This is a genomic window from Pedococcus sp. P2_E4, assembly GCF_056403935.1.
This window is the reverse complement of record NZ_JBFUEO010000047.1, coordinates 1-23,416: the sequence shown is the minus strand read 5'-3', so window position 1 is coordinate 23,416 and position 23,416 is coordinate 1. Positions and strand designations below refer to the sequence as shown.

At 71.6% G+C, this 23,416-nt stretch carries 29 protein-coding genes; 15 read left to right on the top strand and 14 right to left on the bottom strand.

The genetic code is table 11. The annotated features are described in order from the left end of the window. On the bottom strand, positions 1-303 hold a 303-nt coding region (locus AC1DV7_RS16165), incomplete at its 3' end, for a WXG100 family type VII secretion target (RefSeq protein WP_477598283.1). Next, entirely contained in the window at positions 300-590 is a 291-nt protein-coding gene (locus tag AC1DV7_RS16160) for a hypothetical protein (protein WP_477598281.1), read from the bottom strand. The genes AC1DV7_RS16160 and AC1DV7_RS16165, both read right to left, overlap by 4 nt. Before the next feature lie 92 nt (positions 591-682). Here AC1DV7_RS16160 and AC1DV7_RS16155 point away from each other — a divergent pair, with 92 nt between their 5' ends. Further along, the gene (locus tag AC1DV7_RS16155) at positions 683-1,114 is read left to right on the top strand and encodes a nitroreductase family deazaflavin-dependent oxidoreductase (protein WP_477598279.1); all 432 of its coding nucleotides are present in this window, start codon (positions 683-685) and stop codon (positions 1,112-1,114) included. Between the two features lie 36 nt (positions 1,115-1,150). Here AC1DV7_RS16155 and AC1DV7_RS16150 read toward each other — a convergent pair whose 3' ends face one another. From AC1DV7_RS16150 to AC1DV7_RS16135, 4 genes are all read right to left on the bottom strand, one after another. Beyond that, the gene (locus tag AC1DV7_RS16150) at positions 1,151-1,594 is read right to left on the bottom strand and encodes a hypothetical protein (protein WP_477598278.1); all 444 of its coding nucleotides are present in this window, start codon (positions 1,592-1,594) and stop codon (positions 1,151-1,153) included. Further along, the gene (locus AC1DV7_RS16145; protein ID WP_477598276.1) at positions 1,587-1,952 is read right to left on the bottom strand and encodes a hypothetical protein; all 366 of its coding nucleotides are present in this window, start codon (positions 1,950-1,952) and stop codon (positions 1,587-1,589) included. Before AC1DV7_RS16145 ends, AC1DV7_RS16150 begins: the two co-directional genes overlap by 8 nt. A 56-nt stretch (positions 1,953-2,008) precedes the next feature. Then, positions 2,009-3,682, bottom strand: a complete 1,674-nt coding sequence (locus AC1DV7_RS16140; protein ID WP_477598274.1) for a hypothetical protein — start codon at positions 3,680-3,682, stop codon at positions 2,009-2,011. 147 nt (positions 3,683-3,829) lie between these two features. Then, positions 3,830-4,033 (bottom strand): DUF4177 domain-containing protein, encoded by a 204-nt coding sequence (locus AC1DV7_RS16135; RefSeq protein ID WP_477598272.1) that lies wholly within the window; start codon positions 4,031-4,033, stop codon positions 3,830-3,832. A 146-nt stretch (positions 4,034-4,179) separates the two neighbouring features. Here AC1DV7_RS16135 and AC1DV7_RS16130 point away from each other — a divergent pair, with 146 nt between their 5' ends. The 3 genes from AC1DV7_RS16130 (at position 4,180) to AC1DV7_RS16120 (ending at position 7,554) form a co-directional block, all read left to right on the top strand. Beyond that, positions 4,180-4,380 (top strand): hypothetical protein, encoded by a 201-nt coding sequence (locus AC1DV7_RS16130; protein ID WP_477598271.1) that lies wholly within the window; start codon positions 4,180-4,182, stop codon positions 4,378-4,380. A gap of 157 nt (positions 4,381-4,537) precedes the next feature. Continuing rightward, positions 4,538-7,162 carry a glucosidase family protein gene (locus AC1DV7_RS16125; protein ID WP_477598270.1) on the top strand — a complete coding sequence of 875 codons (2,625 nt, stop codon included), beginning with the start codon at positions 4,538-4,540 and terminating at the stop codon, positions 7,160-7,162. Positions 7,163-7,245: 83 nt separating this feature from the next. Beyond that, positions 7,246-7,554 (top strand): hypothetical protein, encoded by a 309-nt coding sequence (locus tag AC1DV7_RS16120; RefSeq protein WP_477598268.1) that lies wholly within the window; start codon positions 7,246-7,248, stop codon positions 7,552-7,554. A gap of 96 nt (positions 7,555-7,650) precedes the next feature. Here the strand turns inward: AC1DV7_RS16120 and AC1DV7_RS16115 are convergent, their stop codons facing one another. Together AC1DV7_RS16115 and AC1DV7_RS16110 are read right to left on the bottom strand one after the other, a co-directional pair. Then, positions 7,651-8,436, bottom strand: coding sequence for a hypothetical protein (locus tag AC1DV7_RS16115; RefSeq protein ID WP_477598266.1), 786 nt, complete (start codon positions 8,434-8,436; stop codon positions 7,651-7,653). 107 nt (positions 8,437-8,543) lie between these two features. Continuing rightward, the gene (locus tag AC1DV7_RS16110) at positions 8,544-8,954 is read right to left on the bottom strand and encodes a DUF6318 family protein (RefSeq protein ID WP_477598264.1); all 411 of its coding nucleotides are present in this window, start codon (positions 8,952-8,954) and stop codon (positions 8,544-8,546) included. Here AC1DV7_RS16110 and AC1DV7_RS16105 point away from each other — a divergent pair. Continuing rightward, the gene (locus AC1DV7_RS16105; RefSeq protein WP_477598262.1) at positions 8,944-9,225 is read left to right on the top strand and encodes a hypothetical protein; all 282 of its coding nucleotides are present in this window, start codon (positions 8,944-8,946) and stop codon (positions 9,223-9,225) included. The genes AC1DV7_RS16110 and AC1DV7_RS16105 overlap by 11 nt on opposite strands. A 114-nt stretch (positions 9,226-9,339) precedes the next feature. Next, positions 9,340-9,672, top strand: a complete 333-nt coding sequence (locus tag AC1DV7_RS16100) for a TfoX/Sxy family protein (RefSeq protein ID WP_477598261.1) — start codon at positions 9,340-9,342, stop codon at positions 9,670-9,672. Between the two features lie 61 nt (positions 9,673-9,733). Here the strand turns inward: AC1DV7_RS16100 and AC1DV7_RS16095 are convergent, their stop codons facing one another. Together AC1DV7_RS16095 and AC1DV7_RS16090 are read right to left on the bottom strand one after the other, a co-directional pair. Continuing rightward, entirely contained in the window at positions 9,734-10,159 is a 426-nt protein-coding gene (locus AC1DV7_RS16095; protein ID WP_477598259.1) for an SRPBCC family protein, read from the bottom strand. 207 nt (positions 10,160-10,366) lie between these two features. Then, a complete protein-coding gene (locus AC1DV7_RS16090) occupies positions 10,367-10,885 on the bottom strand; it encodes a hypothetical protein (protein ID WP_477598257.1) in 519 nt (172 codons plus the stop codon). Positions 10,886-11,182: 297 nt separating this feature from the next. Here AC1DV7_RS16090 and AC1DV7_RS16085 point away from each other — a divergent pair, with 297 nt between their 5' ends. Both AC1DV7_RS16085 and AC1DV7_RS16080 read left to right on the top strand, forming a co-directional pair. Further along, positions 11,183-12,193, top strand: a complete 1,011-nt coding sequence (locus AC1DV7_RS16085; protein ID WP_477598256.1) for a hypothetical protein — start codon at positions 11,183-11,185, stop codon at positions 12,191-12,193. Between the two features lie 90 nt (positions 12,194-12,283). Continuing rightward, the gene (locus AC1DV7_RS16080) at positions 12,284-13,048 is read left to right on the top strand and encodes a hypothetical protein (RefSeq protein ID WP_477598254.1); all 765 of its coding nucleotides are present in this window, start codon (positions 12,284-12,286) and stop codon (positions 13,046-13,048) included. A 16-nt stretch (positions 13,049-13,064) separates the two neighbouring features. On the opposite strand, the gene AC1DV7_RS16075 is transcribed toward AC1DV7_RS16080, so the two are convergent. Further along, the gene (locus tag AC1DV7_RS16075) at positions 13,065-13,940 is read right to left on the bottom strand and encodes a LysR substrate-binding domain-containing protein (RefSeq protein ID WP_477598252.1); all 876 of its coding nucleotides are present in this window, start codon (positions 13,938-13,940) and stop codon (positions 13,065-13,067) included. A gap of 197 nt (positions 13,941-14,137) precedes the next feature. Here AC1DV7_RS16075 and AC1DV7_RS16070 point away from each other — a divergent pair, with 197 nt between their 5' ends. Then, the gene (locus tag AC1DV7_RS16070) at positions 14,138-15,490 is read left to right on the top strand and encodes an MFS transporter (RefSeq protein ID WP_477598250.1); all 1,353 of its coding nucleotides are present in this window, start codon (positions 14,138-14,140) and stop codon (positions 15,488-15,490) included. A 151-nt stretch (positions 15,491-15,641) separates the two neighbouring features. On the opposite strand, the gene AC1DV7_RS16065 is transcribed toward AC1DV7_RS16070, so the two are convergent. After that, the gene (locus AC1DV7_RS16065) at positions 15,642-16,064 is read right to left on the bottom strand and encodes an Hsp20/alpha crystallin family protein (protein WP_477598249.1); all 423 of its coding nucleotides are present in this window, start codon (positions 16,062-16,064) and stop codon (positions 15,642-15,644) included. Positions 16,065-16,244: 180 nt separating this feature from the next. Here AC1DV7_RS16065 and AC1DV7_RS16060 point away from each other — a divergent pair, with 180 nt between their 5' ends. The 6 genes from AC1DV7_RS16060 to AC1DV7_RS16035 all read left to right on the top strand — a co-directional run bounded on the left by AC1DV7_RS16060 (position 16,245) and on the right by AC1DV7_RS16035 (position 20,577). Continuing rightward, complete coding sequence (locus tag AC1DV7_RS16060; RefSeq protein ID WP_477598247.1) at positions 16,245-16,610, top strand: MerR family transcriptional regulator; 366 nt, start codon at positions 16,245-16,247, stop codon at positions 16,608-16,610. A 104-nt stretch (positions 16,611-16,714) separates the two neighbouring features. After that, positions 16,715-17,698 carry an NAD-dependent epimerase/dehydratase family protein gene (locus AC1DV7_RS16055; protein ID WP_477598246.1) on the top strand — a complete coding sequence of 328 codons (984 nt, stop codon included), beginning with the start codon at positions 16,715-16,717 and terminating at the stop codon, positions 17,696-17,698. Continuing rightward, complete coding sequence (locus tag AC1DV7_RS16050) at positions 17,688-18,620, top strand: RNA polymerase sigma-70 factor (RefSeq protein ID WP_477598244.1); 933 nt, start codon at positions 17,688-17,690, stop codon at positions 18,618-18,620. Before AC1DV7_RS16055 ends, AC1DV7_RS16050 begins: the two co-directional genes overlap by 11 nt. Before the next feature lie 173 nt (positions 18,621-18,793). Next, positions 18,794-19,099 carry an ArsR/SmtB family transcription factor gene (locus tag AC1DV7_RS16045; protein WP_477598242.1) on the top strand — a complete coding sequence of 102 codons (306 nt, stop codon included), beginning with the start codon at positions 18,794-18,796 and terminating at the stop codon, positions 19,097-19,099. Further along, complete coding sequence (locus AC1DV7_RS16040) at positions 19,096-20,073, top strand: TIGR03086 family metal-binding protein (protein WP_477598241.1); 978 nt, start codon at positions 19,096-19,098, stop codon at positions 20,071-20,073. The genes AC1DV7_RS16045 and AC1DV7_RS16040 overlap by 4 nt, the downstream gene beginning before the upstream one ends. Positions 20,074-20,241: 168 nt before the next feature. Then, complete coding sequence (locus AC1DV7_RS16035; protein ID WP_477598240.1) at positions 20,242-20,577, top strand: YciI family protein; 336 nt, start codon at positions 20,242-20,244, stop codon at positions 20,575-20,577. A gap of 134 nt (positions 20,578-20,711) precedes the next feature. Here the strand turns inward: AC1DV7_RS16035 and AC1DV7_RS16030 are convergent, their stop codons facing one another. Then, entirely contained in the window at positions 20,712-22,616 is a 1,905-nt protein-coding gene (locus AC1DV7_RS16030) for a S8 family serine peptidase (protein WP_477598239.1), read from the bottom strand. 232 nt (positions 22,617-22,848) lie between these two features. Next, a partial coding sequence (locus AC1DV7_RS16025; protein WP_477598238.1) for an HNH endonuclease signature motif containing protein occupies positions 22,849-23,416 on the bottom strand: 568 nt, incomplete at its 5' end.

The following is a 23,416-nucleotide window of genomic DNA, read 5'->3' as shown; positions in this document are numbered from 1 at the left end:
CTCGGACACCGCGCGCGCCACCGCGACCTGGCAGCCGCGCAGCTCGTCGGCGAGGCCGACCAGCACCGACGCCGCCACGGCATACCGCGTCCCGATGCGACGCAGGGGTGGCACGACCGCGGCAGCCCTGTCCGTGAACGCGGCCCCACCTGGGCTCTGCCACGTCGCCTCTCCCCCGGCGACGAGCGACTCGAGCACCCGCGCCAGGGACTCCAGTCTGGCCGCCTGCCCACGCAACCGGGCCGCGAGCGCCAGCACCGTGTCGGGGTCGCCCGCGAGGGGCTCGAGGCCCGCGGCGCTCACCAGGACCCGCCCACCATCGACGTCGTCGTGCCGGTCTCGACGTCGGCGTACATGGCGCCCGCCAGTCGCGCGAGGCGGCCCAGCTCGTCGAGGTGGCGACCCAGCACGAGGCGCTGGTGCTCGAAGTCGCCCAGCACCTCGCTCAGCGCCCTCGCTGTCGCCCCGCTCCCCACCGCCCACGACCCCTCACTCGCGGCGACGGCACAGTCGCGCAGCTCCAGCGCGAGACCGGTGACGGCCGCGCCGAGTGCCCCGACCGCGTCTGCGTCCACCCTGACCCGCGTCATGCGCTCAGGCTAGGCAGGAAGGCTCGAGCGCCCGATCGGTTGTCCACAGCCCCGAATGGCCGGGTCGGATGGCGCCATGATCTGCTGGGGCCATGACCGTTGCAGGTGAGTACGTCCCTTCCACCACACCGTGGGTCCGTGACCAGGTGGAGCGCATCGAGGCCGAGGGCACGACCCGGGCCGTCTCGATCCAGAACCGCCACGTCGTGCTGCTCACGATGCTCGGCGTCTCCGGCAAGGTCCGCAAGGTGCCCCTCATGCGCGTCGAGCACGAGGGCGTCTACGCCGCCGTCGCCAGCCAGGGCGGCGCCCCCGAGCACCCGAAGTGGTACGCCAACGTCCGCAAGAACCCCGTCCTCGACCTGCAGGACGACGACCGGACCTGGACCGTGCGTGCGCGCGAGCTCAGCGGGGCCGAGCGCGAGCAGTGGTGGGAGCGGTGCGTGGCGGCCTTCCCGCCGTACGCGGACTACCAGACCAAGACGCACCGGCTCATCCCCGTGTTCGTCCTCGAGCCGGTCTGAGCCCACCTCGCTGACGACGGCGGCGAGCCGCGCTGACTAGCGCGACTGGTCGCGGTCCGCGGTCCGGCGCAGCCACCAGAGGCCGAGCACCGGCAGGACCAGCGGCACGAAGCCGTACCCCGACCCGAAGTGCGACCAGACGGTCTTGTCGGGGAACGCGTCGGGGAACACGTAGGAGGCCAGTCCGACGAGCAACACGCCGGCGAGCTCGGTCGAGATCGCGGCGAGCGCGACGCGACGCGACGTCCTGCCGCCGCGGGCGAGCGCGACCGTGGCGACCACGTAGATCACGGCGGCCAGGGCCGACAGGACGTAGGCCAGCGGGGCGCGCGAGAAGTACTCGCTGATCTGCAGGACCGAGCGCCCGGTCGCGGCCAGGGCGAGCAGACCGTAGAGCGCGACGAGCACGATCCCCGGACCCGAGCGGGTCGGCCGGGTCGAGCCCGTCGAGCCGGGCCCGGTGCCCTTGGCGTCAGCCACCGAGGTTCCAGATCTGCTGCAGACGCGCCGTCATCACCGCGGCGCCGAAGGCCCCGACCGCCACGACGCCCATGGCCCAGCGGGTCTTCTCCTTGAGGGCCAGGAACGTTGCCGCCGGCGGCACGAACGGCAGCGTGATCGCGTATGCCGCGAACGTCGCCTTCTCGTCGTCTCCCCCGGTGACGTCGCCGACGTGGGCGAGGGCAACGACCAGCTGGACGAGCAGGCCGACCTCGAGCAGCACTGCGACGAGCAGCAGGCGGTCATCGATCAGGCGCTCACGCACGGCATACCAGCCCGCGACCACGGTGAGCGCCACGGCGGTGACGAACACGGCCACGGTGAGGGGGTAGAGCACGGCGGGAAGCCTACGCGAGCACGGCGAGCAGGCAGCCGGCGAGGTGCGGGAGCCGGTCAGCGCGTCGGCGATCCAGCGCCCCGTGCACCCTTGGAGCCCTCGGACACCGAGCCGAGCGAGCTCGGCGCGGTCGACACGACGTCGGGTGCCGACTGCTGGACTGCGCCGGGCGACGACTGGGTCGACGAGGTCGTCGCGTTCTGCCCGCTCCTGCCCTTCGAGTCACTGGTCGGGGAGTTCGGGTTGGCCGCCTTGCTCGTCCTGCTGGGCGAGTTCGGGGTGGCCGTCTTGCTCGTCTTCGTCGGCGAGTTGGGGGTGTGCGGGGTCGGGGTGTGGGTTGCCGGCGTCCTGGTGGGCTTGGCCGTCGGCGCGTGGGCGTTGGGGGTCTTGGTGGGCACGGGTGCGGGAGTCGCCGCGACCCGGCAGTAGGCGTCGACCCGGTCGGCACCTCCCGCTGCGGCAGCGACGTTCCGGAAGGCGACCGACGTGTCGCGGGCGGTGCCCTTGGCCTTGTCGGCCGCCCACGCCTGGCACAGCCCGCGAGCGGCGCTGCTGGTGGCGGCTGGGCCGACCGGGGTGCCCCCGCGGGTCCCGTCGGTCCCGTCGCCGGTCCCTCCAGCTGTCCTGTCGGAACTCCCGGAACGGGTCGGTGCCGGCGCCCCGAGCAGGTCGTGCATCGCCTGCTGCGGGCCGTCGGGCAGCACACCGACGAACGCGGCCGCGCTGATGCCGCTGAGTGACATCACCGAGGCCGAGACCGCGACGATGCCGACGACCGCGGCGCGCGAGTGACCTGCCCAGAGCGTGGCAGTGCCGGTGCGACCGGCGGTCCTGCCTCCCGGCGCGTGGCCGGCGGCAGTGCGAGCGGCGGCCCGCCTGGACGCGCGGGTCTCGTGGAGAGGGCTCACACGGGCCAGCGCGTGACCGTCGACCGCGACCCCCGCGCGTGCGGGGCGGCCGGCACGCTCGCCGTGGCGGGTGAGCGGCGCCTTGATGCTCACCACCTCGGCGTCGGGCAGCTCGCGGCGCCCCGACTGCTTGTCGAGGGAGGTGCCGAGCGTGAGGATCGTGGCCCGCGAGGCGGACTGCCGGGTGGACTTCGGCATGGCGCGGAACGCTCCGAGCGCCACTCGCTCGTCGGCGAGCTCGGCCGGCATCGGCGGCGCGGCCAGCGACCACGCAACCAGCTCGCGGTCGGCTCCCAGGCGCTCGATGCCACGCTCTTCGGCGCGCCTGACGGCGGCGGCGTCGGCACCGACGATGTCGGCCACCGCTCCCACCGGGAGCTCTGCGGCGAGGCGCAGCATGACGATCTCGCCCTGCCCGAGCGGCAGGGCCCGGATCGCCGCGATGGTGTCGTTGACCCCGCGGCTCTCGGGGTCCTGGCCCTCGCCGTCGTCGAGGTTGTCGACCTGGAGATCGTCAGGGGTCGTGCCCCCGGGTCCCGGCCTGGCCTGGCCCCAGCTGCGGCGCTGGGACCCCTCCTCGGCGCGCATCCGCACGCAGGCGAGCAGCCACACTCGCCACGCGGTCTCGTCGCCCTTGAAGCCGGGCAGGCCCCGGACGACCGTGATCCAGCCCTCGCACGCACCGTCGTACGCGTCGTCGACCCCGACGACGCGCAGGTAGCGGACCATCGCAGGGTTGGAGTCCCGCCAGAGCTGGACGAAGGCTCGCTCGTCGCCGGCCTGCGCGGAACGCAGGACACGCGAGAACTCCCTCCCCAACACTCCTCAAGTATTCCAAGCGCCCCGAACGAATCTCCTCAGCCGTTCGGCCCGGTCCACCCACTGGGCAGTGGGCGCGGAACAGCGGTTTTCCGTTCGGGGACGACGGCTTACGCCCAGATGACCCGGTTGGCGTCGGGACGAGGCCAGTCAGGAGACCTGGCGTTCGAACGTCACGATGACGCCCTCGGTGCCCCCGGGGCCGATCCGGCCCTTCACCTCGACGGCCGTGATCGCCTTGAGCTGCCACCCCTTCGCGGCCCACTCGTTGAGCGTGCTCTCGATCTTGCCGGCCGACACCTTGCCCCCGATCAGGCCCTCACGGACCTGGACCACCTTGTACTCGTAAGCCATGGCGGCAGCGTAGCCCTGCGCCTGCGGTGCGTGGCGGCGGCAGCGGAGGCGTGCGACCCCGTTCGGTCACCGTTGGCTCACCCGAACGGGCCAGCCGGCCGCGAAGGCGGTCACAGGGGCGTCGCCGAGGCCTAGCGTCCTGCTTCGTGTCCTCCCCACACGAACCCCACGTCACCGTCGCGTGGTGCCGCTGCGGCTCCCACCTCGCCTCCGGTGAGACCACGCGGATGTGCGTCGGCCAGTCGGCTGTGCACCACAGCGCGCGGGTGGCCCGCCGAGCAGACGACCTGCTCAGCCGGATGAACGCCGTGCTGCTCCTGGGCGCCCTCGAGACCGAGCTGGCCTGAGGACGTTCTCGCCGTTGCCGCCCCTGATCCTCGGGTGTAGCGTCCACAAGTCCGGACATTCCAGGTCATTCGCCATGGAGCGGTTGCCGGGACCTCCGGATCGCGACGCCTGACAACGCCGTCGGCGTCGTGAGCCCCCTGGGTTTGGAGGACGTCGATGTCTCGCAAGCTCCCTGTCGCCATCAGTGCAGTCGCCACCAGCGCCCTCGCACTGCTCACCCCGATGGCCGCCCAGGTGCCGGCCGCCGCCACACCGAGCGCCGTGGGGGCAGCGGCCGATGCCACTCCCGGCGAGCTGTCCGTGACGACGCGGCTCGCGGACCGCCGCTCCGTCGCAGCCGGAACCCGTGCCCAGGTGCTCGGGTTCGAGAACGGCAGGTTCTACGCGAACGGCTGGCACATCACGGGCGAGATGGGCGGTGTCTGGACCGCCCCGATGAAGATGGTCGACGGCGTGTGGTTCGGCCTCGACGGCCAGTGGGTGGGTCCGGCCACGAAGTTCACCAGCGGCTGGGGCTACACGAAGTACGACCTCCCTGACACCGCCGGCCTCAAGGTCGCCCGGACCGACTTCGTCCCCGACAACACGAGGGCCGCGCTCTTCGGGCTCACGCTCACCAACCCCGGCGCCGCGAGGACCGCCACCCTGTCGGTCGACGCGCACTCCGAGCTGATGGGCCAGTACCCGTGGGGCTTCAGCGGGGTCACGCCGAACGCCAGCGACAACCTGCCCGACACCGGTGGGTTCGACGGTCAACGGTTGACCTTCACCGACCAGGGCGCCCTTCCCGGCGCGCCCGCCCACGACTACGCGGCGGTGGTCGGCTCGTCTGCCCAGCCCGCGACCGGGGCGACCGGCGACCAGTTCTGGGGGCCGGAGGACGGCAACCGCTGCACCGGCACCGAGCCGGGTGCCCCGGCGTCCCCGAAGCCGTCCGAGTGCGATGACGGCCCGTTCGGCCGTGGGACCGGTGGCWGGCTCACGTATGCCGTGAGCCTGCCGGCCGGCGGGTCGACCACCGTGTGGCTGGCCGTGGCCGGCTCGGACCAGGGCCTGCCGACCGCGAAGAGCGAGCTCACCAAGGCCCTGGCCGACCCTGCGTCGCAGCTCGCGGCCAAGGTCGGCGGACGCCAGCAGCTCGGGGACATGACCCGGGTGTCGCTGCCGGGCGACCGCCTGGTGCAGGACGCAGTCGAGTGGGGCAAGCAGAACCTCGCCGACCAGACCCAGACCGCGACCGACCTCAACATCCGCTGGACCAACCAGGGCAAGCAGTTCCCGCCTCCTTCGGGCACGATCCCGAAGGCGACGTGGATCGGAGCCGGGTTCCCGGACTACCCGTGGATCTTCGGCACCGACGCCGAGTACACGGCATTCGCGGCGGTCGCGGTGGGGCAGTTCGAACCCATCAAGGAGCACCTGCGGGCGTTGCGCGACGTCTCGGACCTGCTCAACAACAGGTCGGGTGTGGTGACCCACGAGGTGATCGCCGACGGCTCGATCTGGTTCGGGCAGGACTCGCGGACCACGAACGCCGACGGGACGACGTCGTACAACTTCAACACCGACGAGACGGTCAAGTTCCCGAGCACCGTGGCGCTGCTGTGGCGGTGGAGCGGCGACAACGGGTTCCGAGACGAGATGTACGACTTCGCGAACCGCAACCTGCGCTACGTCGTGCGCACCCTCGACGCCGACAAGGACGGCTGGCCGGAGGGCCTCGGCAACGTCGAGCGCGGCGGCATGGGACCGGAGAAGCTCGACAACACGGTCTACTTCATCCGCGGTCTGTACGACCTCGCCGACATGGCGCGGTCGAAGGGCGACGGCGCGACCTTCGCGTGGGCGACCAACCTGGCGCGCAAGGCACAGGACCGCTTCGACCAGACGTGGTGGGCCAACAACGTTGCGCAGTATGCCGACTCGCTCACCGATCCGGGCGACGTCCAGTCCTTCCAGAAGCACTGGATCGGGCAGACGCCGATGGAGGCCGAGCTGCGCGTGAAGGGTGAGGCCGTTCCCGGGCTCGCACCCTTCGCCCACGGCAACGCCGCGCTCGCCGGTCGCGAGGACCCCTGCTACAGCGGCGAGGTGCCGTTCAACCGCGGGCTGTTCCACACGGGTTGCGGTGGCGGCTCCACCGGTCAGGGCGAGAAGGTCATCTTCGGCCTGACGACGTCGATCCAGTCCATCGGCGAAGGCAACTACGGCCGCCTCGGGCCGGACCAGCAGGGTCGGTACACCCACGCGCTGGCCGAGCCGATGTTCGGCGAACCCGCCACGGGCGGCACGCCGGACGAGCAGCCGGGTGCCATGCCCGAGATCTTCCCGTCGCCGGACCAGGGCGCGAACATCGACCGCTGCTGGACGTGTCGCTCGATGTTCATGCAGGCGTGGGGCAACTACGGGACCGCGTGGGCGGTCGTGCACCAGTGGCTGGGCGTCTCGCCCGACCTCGGCCACGGTCGGCTCGACGTCGTGCCGCAGGTCCCGACGGGCCAGAGTTCCGTTGCGGCGCAGCGGATTCGGCTCGGTGGTGGCTTCGTCGACGTGTCGGCGACCCACAACGGCTCGAGCTACACCACGACCTTGACCGCCCCGCGTGCGGTGGGCGCCGGCAAGGTCGTCATCGGGCACACACTCCCCCGCGGGACGACTCCTTCGACCGTGCGGCTCGACGGCAGGACGGTCCACAACTACACCGTGCGGACGACCAACCGTGGCGCCGAGGTCACGGTGCCCACCACGACCGGCACGCACACGCTGGAGGTCATCGGCTGACAGCGGACGCGGGCGCAGGCGCCGGCCACCAGGGCTGGCGCCTGCGCCCTGCGCGTGAGGCCGGCGGCAGGGAGAATGGGGCCGTGACCCTTGACGAGATCGACGAGTTCGCCACCTCGCTCGCCGGCTGCAAGCGCAAGGGTCACCCCGGCCGGGTGGCGTGGTACGTCGACGACCGGTTGGTGGTGCGTCAGGACGAGCCCGGCACGGTCCTCGTGCGCCTCGGCGGGGACGAGCGCGAGCGGCTGCTCGATGCGTACCCCGAGACGTTCGGGCTCCCACCCCGGTGGGAGGGCCACCTCAAGGTGCAGGCGGACCTCGACGGCGACGCGCTGGCGATCTGCGAGGCGATCCGGCTCGCCTGGGCCGCCCAGCGGCGTACGGCGGGCTGACCGCCGGGCAGCGGCGTACGGCGAGCTGGTGATCGCCTCGGCGGCTCGTCGACGACGTACCGGGCGTCGCGCGACCCTGAATGGTCGCGCGCCGCCTCAGTGCGTGACGAGCCGAGCCTTGGCGGTGCGGACCTGGAGCGTCTCCGATGCGCCGCGGATGGTGACGGTGCCGGGGATGTCGACCCACTGGCCGCGGTTGACCCGGAACTGTCCCCCGTAGACGACGTCCGCGCGGACCGCGAACGTGCCGGCGTGGCTGTAGGTCTTGGTGATGTCGCCCTTCGGGTAGGGGCCACCGAGGGAGGTCGTCGGGCCGCTCGTCGACCCGTCGCCGTACACGTAGGTGATGGTCTTGGCGACCGGTCGGATCTCGACCGCGAACCCCCCCATCCTCGCGGGGTCGACCTGGTCCACCTCGCCTGGCGAATAGCCCGCCTGCGGCCACCGCGCCTGGAAGTACGTCGGCAACCTGACCAGCGTGACGTTGCCCTTGGGCTGCAGCGCCAGCTCGGCCTTCGCGAACGCCGTGTCATGGAACGCAGCCAGCACCATCGCCATCGTCAACGCCGGACGCGCTGGACCGGGCGCGTCCTCGGGGAAGCAGGTCACGCCGTACTGCACCCACGGCCCGGTCGCGACACCAGCGGCGCTGATGGGGCGCCGGAACAACCGGACGCTCGGCCCCAGGCCCTGCTCAGCGGTGTTGCCGGCGCACGCCCGGGCGGCCTCGCCACACAGGTCGTCGAGCGTCGCCGAGTCAGGGGTGTTGGTGCCGCAGTTGACGACGGAGTCGTACTCGTACCGAGGCCCTGCCTTGCCGCCCTTCCCGCGCGCCGCATCGGCCTTGATCCGTTGAAGCTCGCTACGTCCCTTGACGGTCACCCTCGACCCTCCGCGTGTGACATCGCCCGAGTAGTCGGCCAGGGCGATCGGCGTTTGGACAACCGAGAGGGCGATGATTCCTGTGAGGAGGAGTGCCGTTCTCCGGACTAGCCGATGTCGTAGATCCACCACCGATTCCCCTTCCAGATCGTGGCAACGTTCAGAGCGAGCGACTTCTTCTGGTCAGTGAGCACGACATTGCCGTCCCGATCCACGATGTCGACCTCGTTCTGCGTCCCTAGGACGCGCACGAATTGCTGACCGTCGGTCGCACCAGGAACGGCAGCAACCGAGGACACGGTCACGGGCTCTCTCGAGTAGCGCCGACCCTTGTCTACGAGATCGCGCGCAGTCTTCTGTAAGGCGCCGCAGGAGATACAACCTCGATCTCCGAGGGGCGGCAATAGCGCGTCGTCCGGTCGAGTCCAGGCAAGATTGGACTGCTCCACGAAGAACTTCACGAACTCTTCGGCGCCTTCGGGGGTGTGAGCCCGGGCCGCCTTCGGGATGTCGACCACTGAGACCGTGGGACTGGCCGTCGCGGTCGACGACGGGCCGCCCGAGCCTGCCGTCGAAGTGCCGGACGCCGAGGACGTCGCCGACCCCGACGGTGACGTGGACCCCGGCGACGACGATGAGGGCGGCCACGGTGGGTCGTCCCCACCCGTGCACCCCCCGATGGCGAGCGTGGCCCCCACCACGCCGCACACGGCATACCGAATCCGTCGACCCACGTTGACGCCCCCTCAGGCGGAGATCTGCACCCCGAACGCGCGCAAGCCTACGTAACCCGGCGCAACCGGCCGCAACTTTTCCACAAGGGCAGGTAAAGGCCGCAGGTCATCCCCCTGCCGCGACCGAGGGACCGACGGGGCCACCGCGGAAACGGCGACAATGGCGGGCATGGCCTATGACGAGCGGACGGCTCAGCGCATCCGCGACCTGGTCGTCGACGAGCTCGACGTGACGGAGCGGCGGATGTTCGGCGGGTTGGCATTCCTCGTGAACGGCAACATGTCGGTGACCGTGAGTGGGCGAGGTGGCCTGCTCGTCAGGCTGGACCCGGACGACGCCGCGGGGCTGCTGGACGGCGAGGTCGTCCAGCCGTTCGCGATGCGGGGCTCGCCGATGAAGGGGTGGCTGCGCGTCGCCGAGGCCGGGTTCGAGACCGAGGGGCAGCTACGGACGTGGGTGGAGCGCAGCCTCGAGTTCGCCCGCACCCTCTCTGGTCACTGACGCCACCGACTTCACCGACGCCACCGACGCGCCGACGCCACCAACGCCACCGCGCGCGTCGTCAGGACCCCGTCAGACCTCCCGCGAAGCGTCCGAGCGCGTCGTCCCAGTGGTCCTTGTCGCCGCGCGGGTCACCGGCGATGCCGCGTCCCTCGTGGTAGACCTCGACGCGCGTCGCGTCGCCGTCCGGGTGCAGCTGGACGTCGAGCATGCTGAGCGGTCCGTCCTCGTTCGGGTGCCACGTGACCCGGATCTGCTCGAGCGGATGGATGCTGCGCACCACGCCGTACGACCCGTCGGACGCGCGCCACGGCTCGCCCTTGTTGCCGATGCGGGCGCCGTCGCCGAGGAGCGCCTCGGTGCCAGCAGTGCTGATCAGGTGTTGCCAGACCTGGAGCGGCGGCGCCGCGACCGCGTGGCTGGCGTGCACGCCAGCCTCCAGGTCGTCGTCGACGTCGTCGGGAAGCGTGTCGACCTCACTGCTCATGTGCAGACCTCCGTCGCCGTGGCCTCGCCCCGGGTGGGCGCGACCCACACCAGACAGTCGACCGCGTGACGGCCCAGACGGCAACCCCTGATCTGCGCCCAGTTACCGAAGCCACCACCCTCGGCCGCGACAGGCGAGCGGTATGCCGGGTGGTGACCACCCGGCATACCCCTGTCCGCCTGCCTGCGGGCCCCGGTGAGGTGGCGGTCAGTGTTGGGCGATGACGGTCTTCCAGCCGTAGTCGTAGGCGAACCCGGTCGGGAAGTTGTCGTCCGTCGCGCTGGAGTCGAAGACGCAGAACTGGACCCAGGCGGCGCCGTTGGCGAGCGTGCCCGAGACGTAGCCGGTGCCGAACGGGTGGTCGACGAGCTTCACCGTGAACCGGTTGACGTGCCAGCGCCCGTCGCACTGGATCGTCTGGCCGGCGGGGTTGTTGGCGTACTGGTAGTTGGTGTCGTACCAAGCGTCCGACTTCATGCCGGAACCCTCGGCGGTCGGGTCGGCGCCACCCTGCTTGATCGAGGCCCAGAGGTGGGTGCCGGTCTCGCCACCCCAGCAGCGGAACTTCGCCTGGATGAAGGCATCGCTGCCGTTGGCGACCACGTGCTGGCCGACCCAGGCGATCTCGGGCGCTGGGAGCTCCGCCGCGGACGCGGAGCTGGCGGGCAGGGTGATGGCGGCAGCCAGTGCCAGTGCGGCGGTGGCTGCGACGCGGGCAGGTCTCATGGGTGTCTCCTCGGGCGTCGTGTCGTCTCTGCTGGGGCCGGTGTCAGCCCCCAGCAGACGCTAGGTGCGCCCGCCAGCGCCCGGCTCCTGCGGATGACTGACGGGGGGTGCGACGGATGCCGTAGCCGGTCACCTCCGGGCGCCAGGAGCCCGGAGTCGTCCACCGCGAAGGTCGGGACCTTTGGCCCTGAAACGGGGATTTCCCGGAACCGTAGCGTTGGCCGTGCGGTCCACGAGGGCCCGCCGGGTCCCCTCGCGGCGGTCCCGTCACGTACCGACTCCCTGGAGAGCCCACCGATGGTCCCCGCCCTGGCCCTGCCCGCCCTGGCCCTGCCCGCCCTGGCCCTGCCCGCCCATGAGCGCTGGTTCGTCGACTCGGCGCCCGCCGACTGGGGGTTCTTCCTCCGGCCACTGCCACTGGCCCTGGCGCTGGCGGTCGTCGCCGTGACCGTCGTGTGGCGCCGGGTCGCGCTACGGCTCGACCGGCCCGAGCTGCCGGTGCTGCAACGGCTGGGGCAGCTCGTGCCGTGGGTGCCTCGGATCCTCGGGGTCCACCTCGGCGTCGCYCTGCTCGCGCTGGCCGCCTCGGGAGCGTTCATCACCCCCTCCCTGGACGACCTGCACTCGGCCGCCGGGTCGGTCCTGCTCCTGTTCGAGGCCACGCTCGGCGTGTGGCTGATCACGGGGTTCCAGCAGCGGTGGGCGGCCGCGCTGACCCTGGCGCTCGGGCCGATCATGGCCGCCTTCACCGGACCGATGGCGCTGTTGGAATGCGCCAACGTGGCTGCCGTGGCCGCGTTCCTCGTCATCGCGCCGTCGGGCGCGAACCGGCACGGCGCCGCCACCCTGTCGGAGGTCCAGCTGCGGTGGGCGTTGCTCGCGCTGCGGGCTGGTGTCGGCATCGCACTGATCGCCCTCGCGTTCACCGAGAAGTTCACCAACCCGGCCATGGCACGCGAGACCCTGGAGCAGTACCCGGCGCTCAACGTGTTCAGCCTGGTCGGGCTCGACCTTCCCACCGACACCTTCATCGTCATCGCCGGGAGCATCGAGCTGCTCTTCGGTCTGCTCGTGCTGTCGGGTGCGCTCCCGCAGGTCGCGGTCCTCGTCGCGATGGTGCCCTTCAACGCGACGCTGTTCCTTTTCGGCCAGACCGAGCTCGTGGGGCACTTGCCGGTCTACGGGGTCTTCCTGGCGCTGATCGTCTGCGGGTCGAACCCGACGACCGCGGCAACCGTGCGGTGGTTGCCGCGCCGCGCGGCGGTGGCGGTGCCTGCCCGGCGGGCTGCATCCCTCGCCCACCGCTGAGGCTCCCGCACGTTGGACGCCAGGCCGCCGCCTCCGGGCTGGTGCTGGCGTTCCGCGACTCCCCCGGCACTCGCGCCATACGCTGGGCACATGCCCAGCACCGTGGCCGTCGACGGCCGATGGGACGATGAGCCGGCGCCGACCTACGGCCGGGAGCTGCTCGAGGTCCTGCGCGTGGTGGGCGTCGCGGGGATCGGGTGGGGGTTCGTGGGCCTCGGTCTGGGCAGCCGGCTCGCAATGTTCGCGCTGCGCCTCACCTCGCCCGACTCGGTGCGCGGGACTCTGAGCGACGACGAGTTCGTCATCGGACGCTTCACGCTGGCGGGCACGTACAACCTCGCAGTCCTCGGCGGAGCCGTCGGCGTGATCGCCGCAGCGGCCTATCTCGCCGTGGCACCGTGGCTGATCGGGCCGACCTGGTTCCGCCGCCTCACCGTCGCCCTCACCGGCGCAGCGATCGGCGGGTCCGGGTTGATCCACGACGACGGCATCGACTTCCACGTGCTCACGCCCCAGTGGTTCGCGATCGCTCTGTTCCTGGCACTCCCGTTCGTGTTCGCGCTCGGCCTGGCTGTCGTCGTCGACCAGGTGGCGGCCCGGGACTCGTGGACGCGCCGCGGCAGGACGGCCTGGGTCTTGCCACTGGTGCTGTTCGTGATCTTGACGGCCAACCCACTGGTCGCAGTAGTTCCGTTCGTCGCAGTCATCATCGCCGGCCTGCTGCCCGTGCGGCGGTTGCTCCACGACCGGATCGCGGGCTCGCTGACCGGGACGCTGGTCGCGCGGGGGTTCTACCTGGCGATCGCGCTGTTCGGGTTCTGGAAGCTCGCGGAGGACCTCGCCGACTTCGCCTGACGCCAGCCGTCCGGCGTCAGCCGGCGGTGACGGTGGTGAGGGGGGCGCCGCTGGCGAGGATGGCGGACGTCAGCGCCTTGGCCGGCTCTGCCGGCGCGCTGCGGTTGGTGAGCAGCACGAGGTCGAGGTGGGGCAGCTTGGGCAGGCCGACCGTGGACGGCAGCTCGACGAGGTCGGCCGGCATGAGAGTACGGGCCATGACGGCGACACCGAGCCCGGCACGCACCGCCGCGAGGACGCCGTTGACGCCGCGGACGGTGCACGTGATCCGGCTGCGGCGGCCGACCTTCTCGAGCGCCTGGACACTGACCGCGCGGCTCAGGCTCGGCGCCTGGTAGACGACCAGCGGCACGGGCTGCTCGGGGTCGAGCCGGGTCGAGCTGATGCCGCACCAGACCAGCTGGTCCCGGCGGACGAGCTGGCCCCGGGCCGTCCGGGGCGCGTCGGCCCCACGCTTGACGAACGCGACGTCGAGGTGGCCCGACTCGATCCGGCGCACCAGTCCGTCGTTCTGGAGGACGGCGAGCTCGAGGTCGATCCGGGGGTAGAGCTGGCGGAAGTCACGCAGGATCCGAGGCAGCGGGGTGAGGGCGAGGTCGTCCGTGACCCCGAACCGCAGCCGACCCTGCAGGTGTGACCCGGTGAAGTAGCCGACGGCGCGCTCCTGCGCCGCGAGGATGTCCCGGGCGAAGGCCGCCATCGCCTCGCCGTCGGAGGTGAGGGCGACGCTGCGGGTGTCGCGGACGAACAACGGTCGCCCCACTGCGTCCTCGAGCCGGCGGACGTGCTGGCTGACCGTCGGCTGGCGCAACCCCAGCGCCTCGCCCGCTCGCGTGAAGCTCAGGGACTGGGCGACGGCGACGAACGTCCGCAACAGCTCGGGGTCGTACACGTTTCGTTCCCTCCGTGGGACAGGTCGACGTCTGGATCATTGTGATTCTGCATGACACTTATAGGACTGATTCCGGATCAGAATACTGCGCAGCGCCGCCGCCGGGACGACACTGGACATCGTCCGTTTCCTCTCGAACGCACCGACCCTTGACCCCGACTCCACCCGACCACGACGCTACCTTCCCGGGACGACCCTTGAGCTCCACCGACGCCGCCTCAGTCCGCATCTCCACACCCTTTCTCCCCCAACACTTTTCGCGCACCTTCCCCTCACTGTCCAACCGGAACTTCCGGCTGTTGCTGTCCGGGCTGCTGCTGTCCGGGACGGGAGGATGGGTCCAGCGCATCGCCCAGGACTGGCTGGTCCTGACGATGACCGACAGCCCGACCGCGGTCGGGGTGGTCACGGCGTTCCAGTTCGCGCCGACCCTGTTGTTCGGTCTGCACGCCGGGCTGCTGGCCGACCGGTTCCCCAAGCGCCACCTGCTGCTCGGCACCCAGCTCTCGATGATGCTCACCGCCGCAACGCTCGCGGCACTGACCCTGAGCGGCCGGGTCGAGGTGTGGCACGTGTTCCTGCTGGCGGCCGTGCTCGGCACCGTCGCGGCCCTCGACAACCCGGTGCGGCAGTCGTTCGTGTCCGAGGTCGTCCGTGGCCCCCAGCTGGCCAACGCGATCAGCCTGGTCTCCTGCACGTTCCAGATCGGTGCGATGGCCGGTCCGGTCGTCGGTGGCCTGCTGATGAGCACGGTGGGCGCCGGGTGGGCCTTCGTCGTGAACGCGCTGTCGTTCGTCGGTCCGGTCGTCGCGATGCTGTGCATGCGAGACACCCCCACCCGTCACGAGGCGCGGGCGGCTCGGCTCGCAGCCGCCTCGCGGGCGGGCGCGGGAGAGCGCGCCCCGGGCGTCCGCGCCGGTCTGTCGTATGCCGTGCGGACGCCGAGCGTCCTGTGGCCAGTCGTCATGGTGGGCGCCTTCGGCTTCTTCACGATCAGCCTGCCGGTGACGCTCGCCGCGTACGCCAAGGACGTCTTCCACTCCGGTGCGTCGGGGCTGGGCCTGCTCAACGGCGTCGTCGCCCTCGGCGCGCTCGGTGGTGCGCTGACAACCGCGCGCCGTCGCCACCAGCCGCGGCTGCGGACGGTCGGGGTCGCCGGGTCGACGCTGGCGGCCGCTCTGCTGGTCGCCGCCGCTGCGCCTGGCCAGGAGGTCTTCACCGTGCTGCTGGTGGCCGTCGGTGCGGCCAACCTCGGCTTCCTCACCTCGGCCCAGTCGCTCGTCCAGCTCGCGGCCGTCGACCACCTGCGCGGGCGCGTCGTCGGGTTGTACCTGCTCGTCTTCATCGGCAGCGGTGCCGTGGGTGGACCGGTCGTCGGGTGGCTCGCCGAGTCGTATGGCGCCCGGACCGCGCTGCTCGTGTCGGGCGCCGTGCCGGCGGCCGTCACGCTGCTCGTGTGTCGCCACCTCGCCAAGGCCGCCTCGCTGCGGCTCGGGCTCACGTCGGTGTCGGTGCGCGTCCCCCGCCCCTCGCTCCTGCCGCGCCCCTAGCCGACGACACCTGCGACCGTGGGTCAGTCCCCGCCGACCAGGGTGGGCACCACCCCCCGGCGGCGCCCACTCGAGCCAGGTGTCCCTGGGCGTCCAGCGCAGCCAGGTCCACCCGCGGGATCGGCGGGGACATCCTCATCGGCTCTGCGCGTCAGGCCGAGATGGCGTGCTGCCGGCGCTCGCCCGAGCTGATCTCGATCTTGCGCGGCTTGGCCTGCTCTGCGACGGGGATCGTCAGCCGGAGGACGCCGTCGGAGTACGCGGCCTCGACCCGGTCGACGTCGAGGGTGTCGCCGAGGAACAGCTGACGGCTGAACACGCCGCGTGGCCGCTCCGTGGCGATCGTCTCGGCTTCGTCGGAGAGCCGACCGCGCTCGGCCTTGACGGTGAGCACGTTCCGCTCGACGTCGAGGTCGATCGAGCCGGGCTCGACGCCGGGGAGGTCGAACTCCACGACGAAGGTGTCGCCTTCGCGCCAGGCGTCCATGGGCATCACGGTGGGGCGCGCCATCGTCCCCAGTACCTGCTGGGCCAGCTGGTCCAGCTCGCGGAACTGGTCAGTCCGCATGAGCATCTCAACCACCTCCAGGGTTGTGAGGTCCTGTCTGATTCGTGTTGCGAGTCTTGCCTGAACCCGACCTCGATCCTCTAGGATCTCAGTCATGGGCTATAGATTTTGTAAATCCGTCGAATCGGGTTTGTCAAGTCCCCGGCGCCGTCTCCCACGGGCGCTTTTGGCATGGGCACTCCTCCCATGAGTGCGACACCCGGTCCCCCGGACCGCCCGCTGTACACGATCTCGGTCGCCGCCGAGCTCGTGCACCTGCCGGTCCCCACCCTGCGGCTGTACGAGGAGAAGGGGCTCGTACTCCCCCAGCGCACCGACGGCGGCACCCGCCGGTACAGCGACGCCGACCTCGCACGCATCGCACGGGTCAGCGAGCTCGTGGCTTCTGGCGTCACGCTTGCGGCGGTCGCCATGGTGCTCGACCTCCAGGACGACAACGCCGACCTCGCCACCGACAACCGCCGCCTGCGCGAGCGCAACACCGCACTGCGGCAGGACAACGAACGCCTCCGCGACCGGGTCGACGCGAACGGGCTCGACGACGAGGCCTGAGAGCCCGGCTCAGCTGTCACAAGCCGGAGGGCTGTCTTGTCTGGATGGATGGAAGCCCTGGCGGACAGGGACGGCAAGACACACGACCGACGAAGGAGTACGTGATGAAGGTGTTCGTCGCAGGAGCCACTGGCGCGATCGGGCGGCAGCTGGTCCCCCGGCTGGTCGAAGCGGGCCACGAGGTCCACGGCATGACGAGCAGCCCGAACAGGACGCAGCTGCTGCGCGACCTCGGCGCCGAGCCCATGGTCGCCGACGCCCTGGACGCCGACCAGGTCGCCGATGCCGTGGGCCGGGTGCAGCCGGACGTCATCGTGCACCAGCTGACCAGCATCGGTCCGATGGACCTGCGGCACTTCGACCGCTCGTTCGCGATGACCAACCGGCTCCGGACCGAGGGCACGGACCACCTGCTGTCGGCCGGCCACGCCGTCGGCGTGAAGCGGTTCGTCGCGCAGAGCTTCTTCGCGGCATACGAGCGCACGGGGAGTCTCGTCAAGACCGAGGAGGATTCCTTCGGACCGGGCCCGGCCAAGGAGATGCGCGAGACGGTGGCGGCGATCCGCCACGTCGAGGACGCCGTCCTCGCGGCGACCTGGACCGAGGGGATCGTGCTGCGCTACGGCGGCTTCTACGGGCCGGGTACGTCGCTCGGGCCGGACGGCGAGCAGACCGAGGCGGTCCGCCAGCGCAAGTTCCCGGTCGTCGGCAACGGCGGGGGCGTGTGGTCGTTCATCCACATCGCCGACGCCGCGGAGGCGACCGTGGCGGCGATCGACCACGGCCGGCGAGGGGTCTACAACGTCGTCGACGACGAGCCGGCGCCGGTCGCGGAGTGGCTGCCGGTGCTGGCGCGTACCTTGGGAGCCAAGGAGCCGATGCACGTGCCGCGCTTCGTGGGGCGGCTGCTCACCGGTGAGATCGGAGCGGTGATGATGACCGAGCTGCGAGGCGCGTCCAACGCCAAGGCCAAGCGCGAGCTCGGGTGGACGCCGTCCCACGCGAGCTGGCGCGACGGCTTTCGTGAGCTGACGAGCCCCGAGCCGGGCAACCACGAGACGGGGAGGTCCAGGACGAATGCAGCCTGACGACGGGACCCAGCGCAACGCCCTGCTCGACGAGCTCCGGCCGAGGTCGTTCGCGATCGCCTACCGGATGCTCGGCAGCGTCAGCGAGGCCGAGGACGTGGTCCAGGAGGCGTTGCTGCGGGTGCACCAGTCGCTCGAAGCCGGTGAGGAGATCGTGTCGCCGCGTGCGTTCGTCGCGACCGTCACGACCCGGCTCGCGATCAACGAGCTGCGGTCGGCCCGTGCCCGTCGCGAGCGGTACGTCGGCGAGTGGCTGCCTGAACCGATCGTCACCGACCGGGCCGACGACCCCGCCCAGCACGCGGAGACCGCGGACTCGCTGTCGCTGGCGATGCTCGTGCTGCTCGAGAGCCTGTCCCCCGAGCAGCGGGCGGTCCTGCTGCTGCACGACGTGTTCGGCTACGGGTACCCGGAGATCACGGACATCGTGGGCCGGAGCGAGGACACGGTGCGCCAGCTCGCCAGCCGGGCCCGCCGGCACGTCAAGGAGCGGCGACCGCGGTTCGAGACGACCGGCGAGCAGCAGCGCGAGCTGGCCAGGCGGTTYTTCGCGGCGGCCGAGCAGGGCGACCTCGCGGGGCTCGAGGCGTTGCTCGCCCACGACGTCACGCTGACGGGCGACGGCGGCGGCAAGGTCCCGGCGCTGGCCAGGTCGCAGCACGGCCGCAGCCGGGTCGCGCACACGCTGACGACGTGGTTGCGGGCGCTGGCGCGGTTCCCCCAGGTGTCCATGCGGCCGACCGAGATCAACGGCGGCCCCGGCGCGATCTACTACGACGACCAGGATCGCGTCCTCGGGGTGTGGGCGCTCGACATCAGCGACGGGCAGGTCACCGGGATCCGCTCGATCGTCAACCCCGACAAGCTCGCCCACCTCGGCCCGGTCGGGGACGCCGTCGCCATCCTGCGCGAGGCCCGCTGACGGCCCCACCCCTCGCCACCCCACCCGACGGGTATGCCGCGGGGTCACCACGCGGCACACCCCTGCCGCCACGCGGCATACCGCTGCAGCCACGCACCCCCTCCCCCGTCCGCGGGCCACCCTCGATTGCGGTCTGGACAGATGCGTTAGTGAGGACTAACGTATTGCGTGTTGTGACCGACCCACTCTCCGCCGCCGCCGAGCCGACTCGCCGCCGGATTCTCCAGCTCCTGGCCCGCGGGCCACGGGGCGTCACGGACCTGTCCAGCGAGTTCACGGTGACCCGGTCCGCGATCAGCCAGCACCTGCTGCTGCTCGCCGACGCCGGGCTGGTGCGGGCGGAGAAGGTCGGGCGCACACGGATCTACCGGGTCGTGCCGAGCGGGCTGCAGCGGTTGCAGGCCGAGATCGACAGGTTCTGGACGTCCGAACTCGACCAGCTCGTCGCCGACGCGCACCGCCTGAAGGGAACCCCATGAGCTTCACCAAGACCACCGTCCTGCCCGTCTCCCCCGATGAGGCCTTCGCGCTGATCACCGAGCCCGAGCGGCTGCGTCGCTGGAAGACGGTGACGGCGACCGTCGACCTGCGCGCCGGTGGGTCGTACCGGTTCACGGTGGTGCCGGGTCACGTCGCCGAGGGGACGTACCGGGAGGTCGAGCCCGGTCGCCGGGTCGTGTTCGGCTGGGGCTGGGAGGGCAACCCCGACCTGCCGAAGGACGCGTCCACCGTCACGATCACGGTCGAGCCGGTCGAGGGCGGCTCGCAGGTCACCCTCGTCCACGAGGGCCTCACGCAGGAGCAGGCGGTGCAGCACGCCGAGGGCTGGAACCACTTCTTCGAGCGTCTCGAGCGCCTCGCCAACACCGGCGACGCCGGGCAGGACGAGTGGGCCTGGGCGCCGGAGAACCTCACGCCGCTCGTCGCGGCCGAGGCTGCCCTGGCCGTCGTCCAGCCGGTCCTGCGCGGGCTCACGCCCGAGGACCGCCCGAAGCCCACGCCGTGTGCCGACTTCACCGCGCACGAGCTCGCGGAGCACCTGCTCGGCTCGCTCGTGCAGCTCGGCGGCATGGCAGGGGCAGGGCTCACGGTGCCGGCCGCGGGTTCCCTCGAGGACAAGGTCTCGGTCCTGACGGGTCAGGCGCTCGAGGCGTGGCGTGCCGTCGACCTCGACGGCACGGTGCCGGGTCCCGGTGGCAAGGACGTGCCGGCGATGTTCCTCGCCAGCCTCCTGCCGCTCGAGCTGCTGCTGCACGGCTGGGACCTGGCCCAGGCCTCGGGCCAGCCGCTGAACGTCTCCGACGAGGTCGTCAGCTATGTCCACGACCTGACCCGCGGCGTCATCGCCCAGGGTCGGGGCCGCTCGTTCGCCGACGAGATCACTCCCGCCGCGGACGCCGACGCGCTCGACCGGTTTGCCGCCTATGCCGGTCGCACCGCCATCCCTGCCTGACGGCTCGTCCGTGACGGCCTGTCACGTTCCGCCGCCTCGCGACTCCCCCCAACCGCACACCATCACACGCCCGCCGCAAACCCGCGGCGCCGCAACCGCTGCAGTGCCCCAGCAGGCTGCATGCCCCAACAGGCTGCATCGCCCCAACCGAAAGTGAAGAACCACGTCATGAGCAAGTTCCTTTTCGTCTACCACGCCCCCACCACGCCGGCCGATGCCGCGCCCTCCGACCCCGCCGAGATGGAAGCCGTCATGGGCCAGTGGATGGCCTGGGCCGGGCGCGTCGGTGACGGCATGGCCGACTTCGGCACCCCGCTCGCCGGTGGTACCCAGGTCACCACCGAGGGCACGTCGCCCAGCACCCGCGAGGTTGCCGGCTACAGCATCATCGAGGCCCCGGACATGCAGGCTGCCCTCGCCCTCGCCGAGGGCCACCCGCACCTCAACATGCCGGGCGGCTGCACCATCGAGGTCCACGAGTCCCTCCCCGTCCCCGGCATGTGACGAAGCGTGTGCGGCCACCGGCCGTGCACGCTGGACTCACCCTCGTGCACGCCCCTCGGTGCCGTGCACGAGGGTGAGGGTATGCCGCGCGGCCGGGCCCGCGGCATACCCTCACTCCCCCTCCACCGGGTGGCTCAGCCCTGCTGCAGCTGGGCCACGTGCAGCGTGACCATCCGTCCTCCGGCGCTGTCGGAGTCGAGCGTGTCGGGGTCCGAGGCGGCGTAGTTGCCCACGACGTCGAACGTGTAGGTCCCTGCCGTCGTGACCGGCACCTGGACGGTCGCGGTGCCGGCACCGGCCGTGAAGGACTCGGTCGACGTGCCCACGACGGCGCCCGACGGGTCCTTGACGGTGACGGTGTAGCTGGTGCCGTTGATGCCGACGGCCGCCAGCGACGGGTGGGACAGCGAGACCTTGAGTGACGTCACTCCCGCCGCGACCGGTGCGGTGTAGGTGTGGCTGTCGGACCCGCCGACAGTGGCGCGGGGGCTGTCGTAGGTCCAGAAGTCGCCGCGAGCAACCTTCCACCCGTCGGCGGCGAGCACTCGGGCGTCGGCCTGGGCGCTGGCCCTCGCGAGGTCCTTGGCCCAGGTGCGACCGCTGACCAGGGCGACGGCCTTGTCGAGGTTCGCGTAGCCGTAGCCGATCTGCCAGAACGGCAGCGTGCCAGTGTCGTCGTCGTTGGTGACGGGGCTGGCCGAGGCCTGGAGCGCGAGCCGCACCTGGTCCGGCGTGAGGGCCGGGTTGGCCTGCTTGAGCACCGCCGCCGCCCCCGCGATGTGCGGCGAGGCCATGGAGGTGCCGCTCGCGGTGGTGTTCTGTCCGGGCGGGCACGGGCCGACGACGGTGCCGGTCGTGTCACACGTCGAGGAGATGTCGACGCCCGGTGCCGTCACGTCCGGGTGCACGAGGCCGATGCGGTCGCCGGTGTAGACGGTGTGCCCACCGGCCGTGATGCCGGTCGGCTGGGAGTTGTCGTGGGTGAGGCCGTTCGACGAGAAGTCACCGCGGTGGCGGTCGACCGATCCCGCTGCGACCGAGATGACCCACGGGGACTGGCTGAACGGGTTCAGGCTCAGCTCCGCGTTCTCGGCTCCGGAGTTGCCGGCCGCGAAGACGACGGTGACGCCCTGGTCCACCACTGCCTTGGTCGCCACGGCCACCGGGTCGCGGGGGTCGAACTGGCGGTAGGAGTTACCCCAGCTGTTGTTGACCACGTCGATGCCGAGGAGGTCGGGCTGGTCGAGCATGTAGTCGTAGGCGGTCACGACCGCCGTCGTGAAGAGGACCGCTCCGATCGCGAAGCACGCCAGGTCGGCCTCCGGGGCCACCCCGTAGCGCGAGCCGTCGGTGACCGAGCGGGAGTCAGCGGCGATGATGCCGGCCACGTGGGTGCCGTGACCCGAACCGAGGTCGGTGTTCGAGTACGGTCCCTTGTCCGCCGGGACGACGAGGGTCGTCGAGGAGTCGGGGGGCAGGTTGGCGTACTCGCCACTGACGAGCGAGACGTTGTGCTTGACGCGCTGCGCGAGGTCGGGATGCGTTGCGTCGCAACCGGAGTCGACGACGCCGACCGTGACACCCTTGCCAGTGAGCCCCTTGGCCCGCAGCGCTGCGCCACCCATCGCGTCGGAGGACGTGGTGTCGAGCAGGTGCAGACTCTCGTCGGGGTACACGTCGCTCGCCACGCCCGTCGTGACGGCCGACCGGAACTGCGCCACCGTGCCACTCACCAGCGCGAGCGGCAGCCGCTTCATGGGCTGGACCGTGAGCCCGAGGGCCTTGAGGGCCGTCACCTGAGTCGCCGTGGGTATGCCGTCGAAGGTCGCGATCGCCCGCCCGCTCGGTGTGCCGTTGTCGAGCAGCCTGGCCAAGCCGGGGGTGTCCCCAACGAGGGCGCCGGTTGCGGCGGTGCCGGAGGCGAGCGGGGCGGAGATGGGGGATGCCGCGGCGGCGGCGTACCCGCCGGACACGATGAGGGCGAGGGCGGTCGCGCCGGTGAGCGCGGCTGTGGTCGCGCGGTGGGACGTGCGAAGCATGGTTCCTCCACGGAGCAGTAGGTGACCTGCACAACGGCATGCGCAGGCTCCGGGTTACGCCGCGCCGCAGGTCAGGCCGCGTGCCGACTTGCCAGCCTGGCCTCAGCTCGCGCTGGGTATGGGGTGGGTCCCGCGGCCTGACCCCCCGCGCGACGGCCGTGGGTTGGAGCCGCCGAATGCTCCCCCTGCCCGGGACCGGGCATCCCGCTGTCCCCGCCGTGGTGGGGCGGGGTCACGCTGGTTCCTGCGCGGCACGTCGGGCCAGCAGCTGGTCGTAGGAGCCGCGGGCCAGGTCCCACTCCACCCGCTCCCCGTCCTCGTCGGTCACGACCTGCCCGGCGAGGCGGCGTTGGTGGACGATGGTGTGGTGCCGCTCGCACAACAACGCCGCGTTGCCCAGGTCGGAGGGTCCGAAGTCGGCCCAGTGCACCAGGTGATGACCGTCCGTCCACGCCGGCGGCGCCCCGCACCCGGGGTAGGTGCACCCGCCGTCGCGCAACCACAACCGCCTGGTCTGGGCCGGGCTGAAGAACCGGACCGTGCGGCCCAGGTCGAGCACCTCACCCCCTGACCCCAGCACGACCGGGACCACCGAGGCGTCGCACGCCAGCCGGCGGACCGTCTCCGGCGCCAGGTGGGTGCCGGTGTCGAGCCCACCSAGSGTGGTSSCGGCSCCGRYCKKSTCACGSAGGGACGCCCAGTCCATCGTCACCAGCAGCGTCGTCTTGGCGTTCTTGCCCACCGCATCGTCCACGCCCACCGCACGGCGCACCAGCTGAACCAGGGCGTCGCCGCGGCGC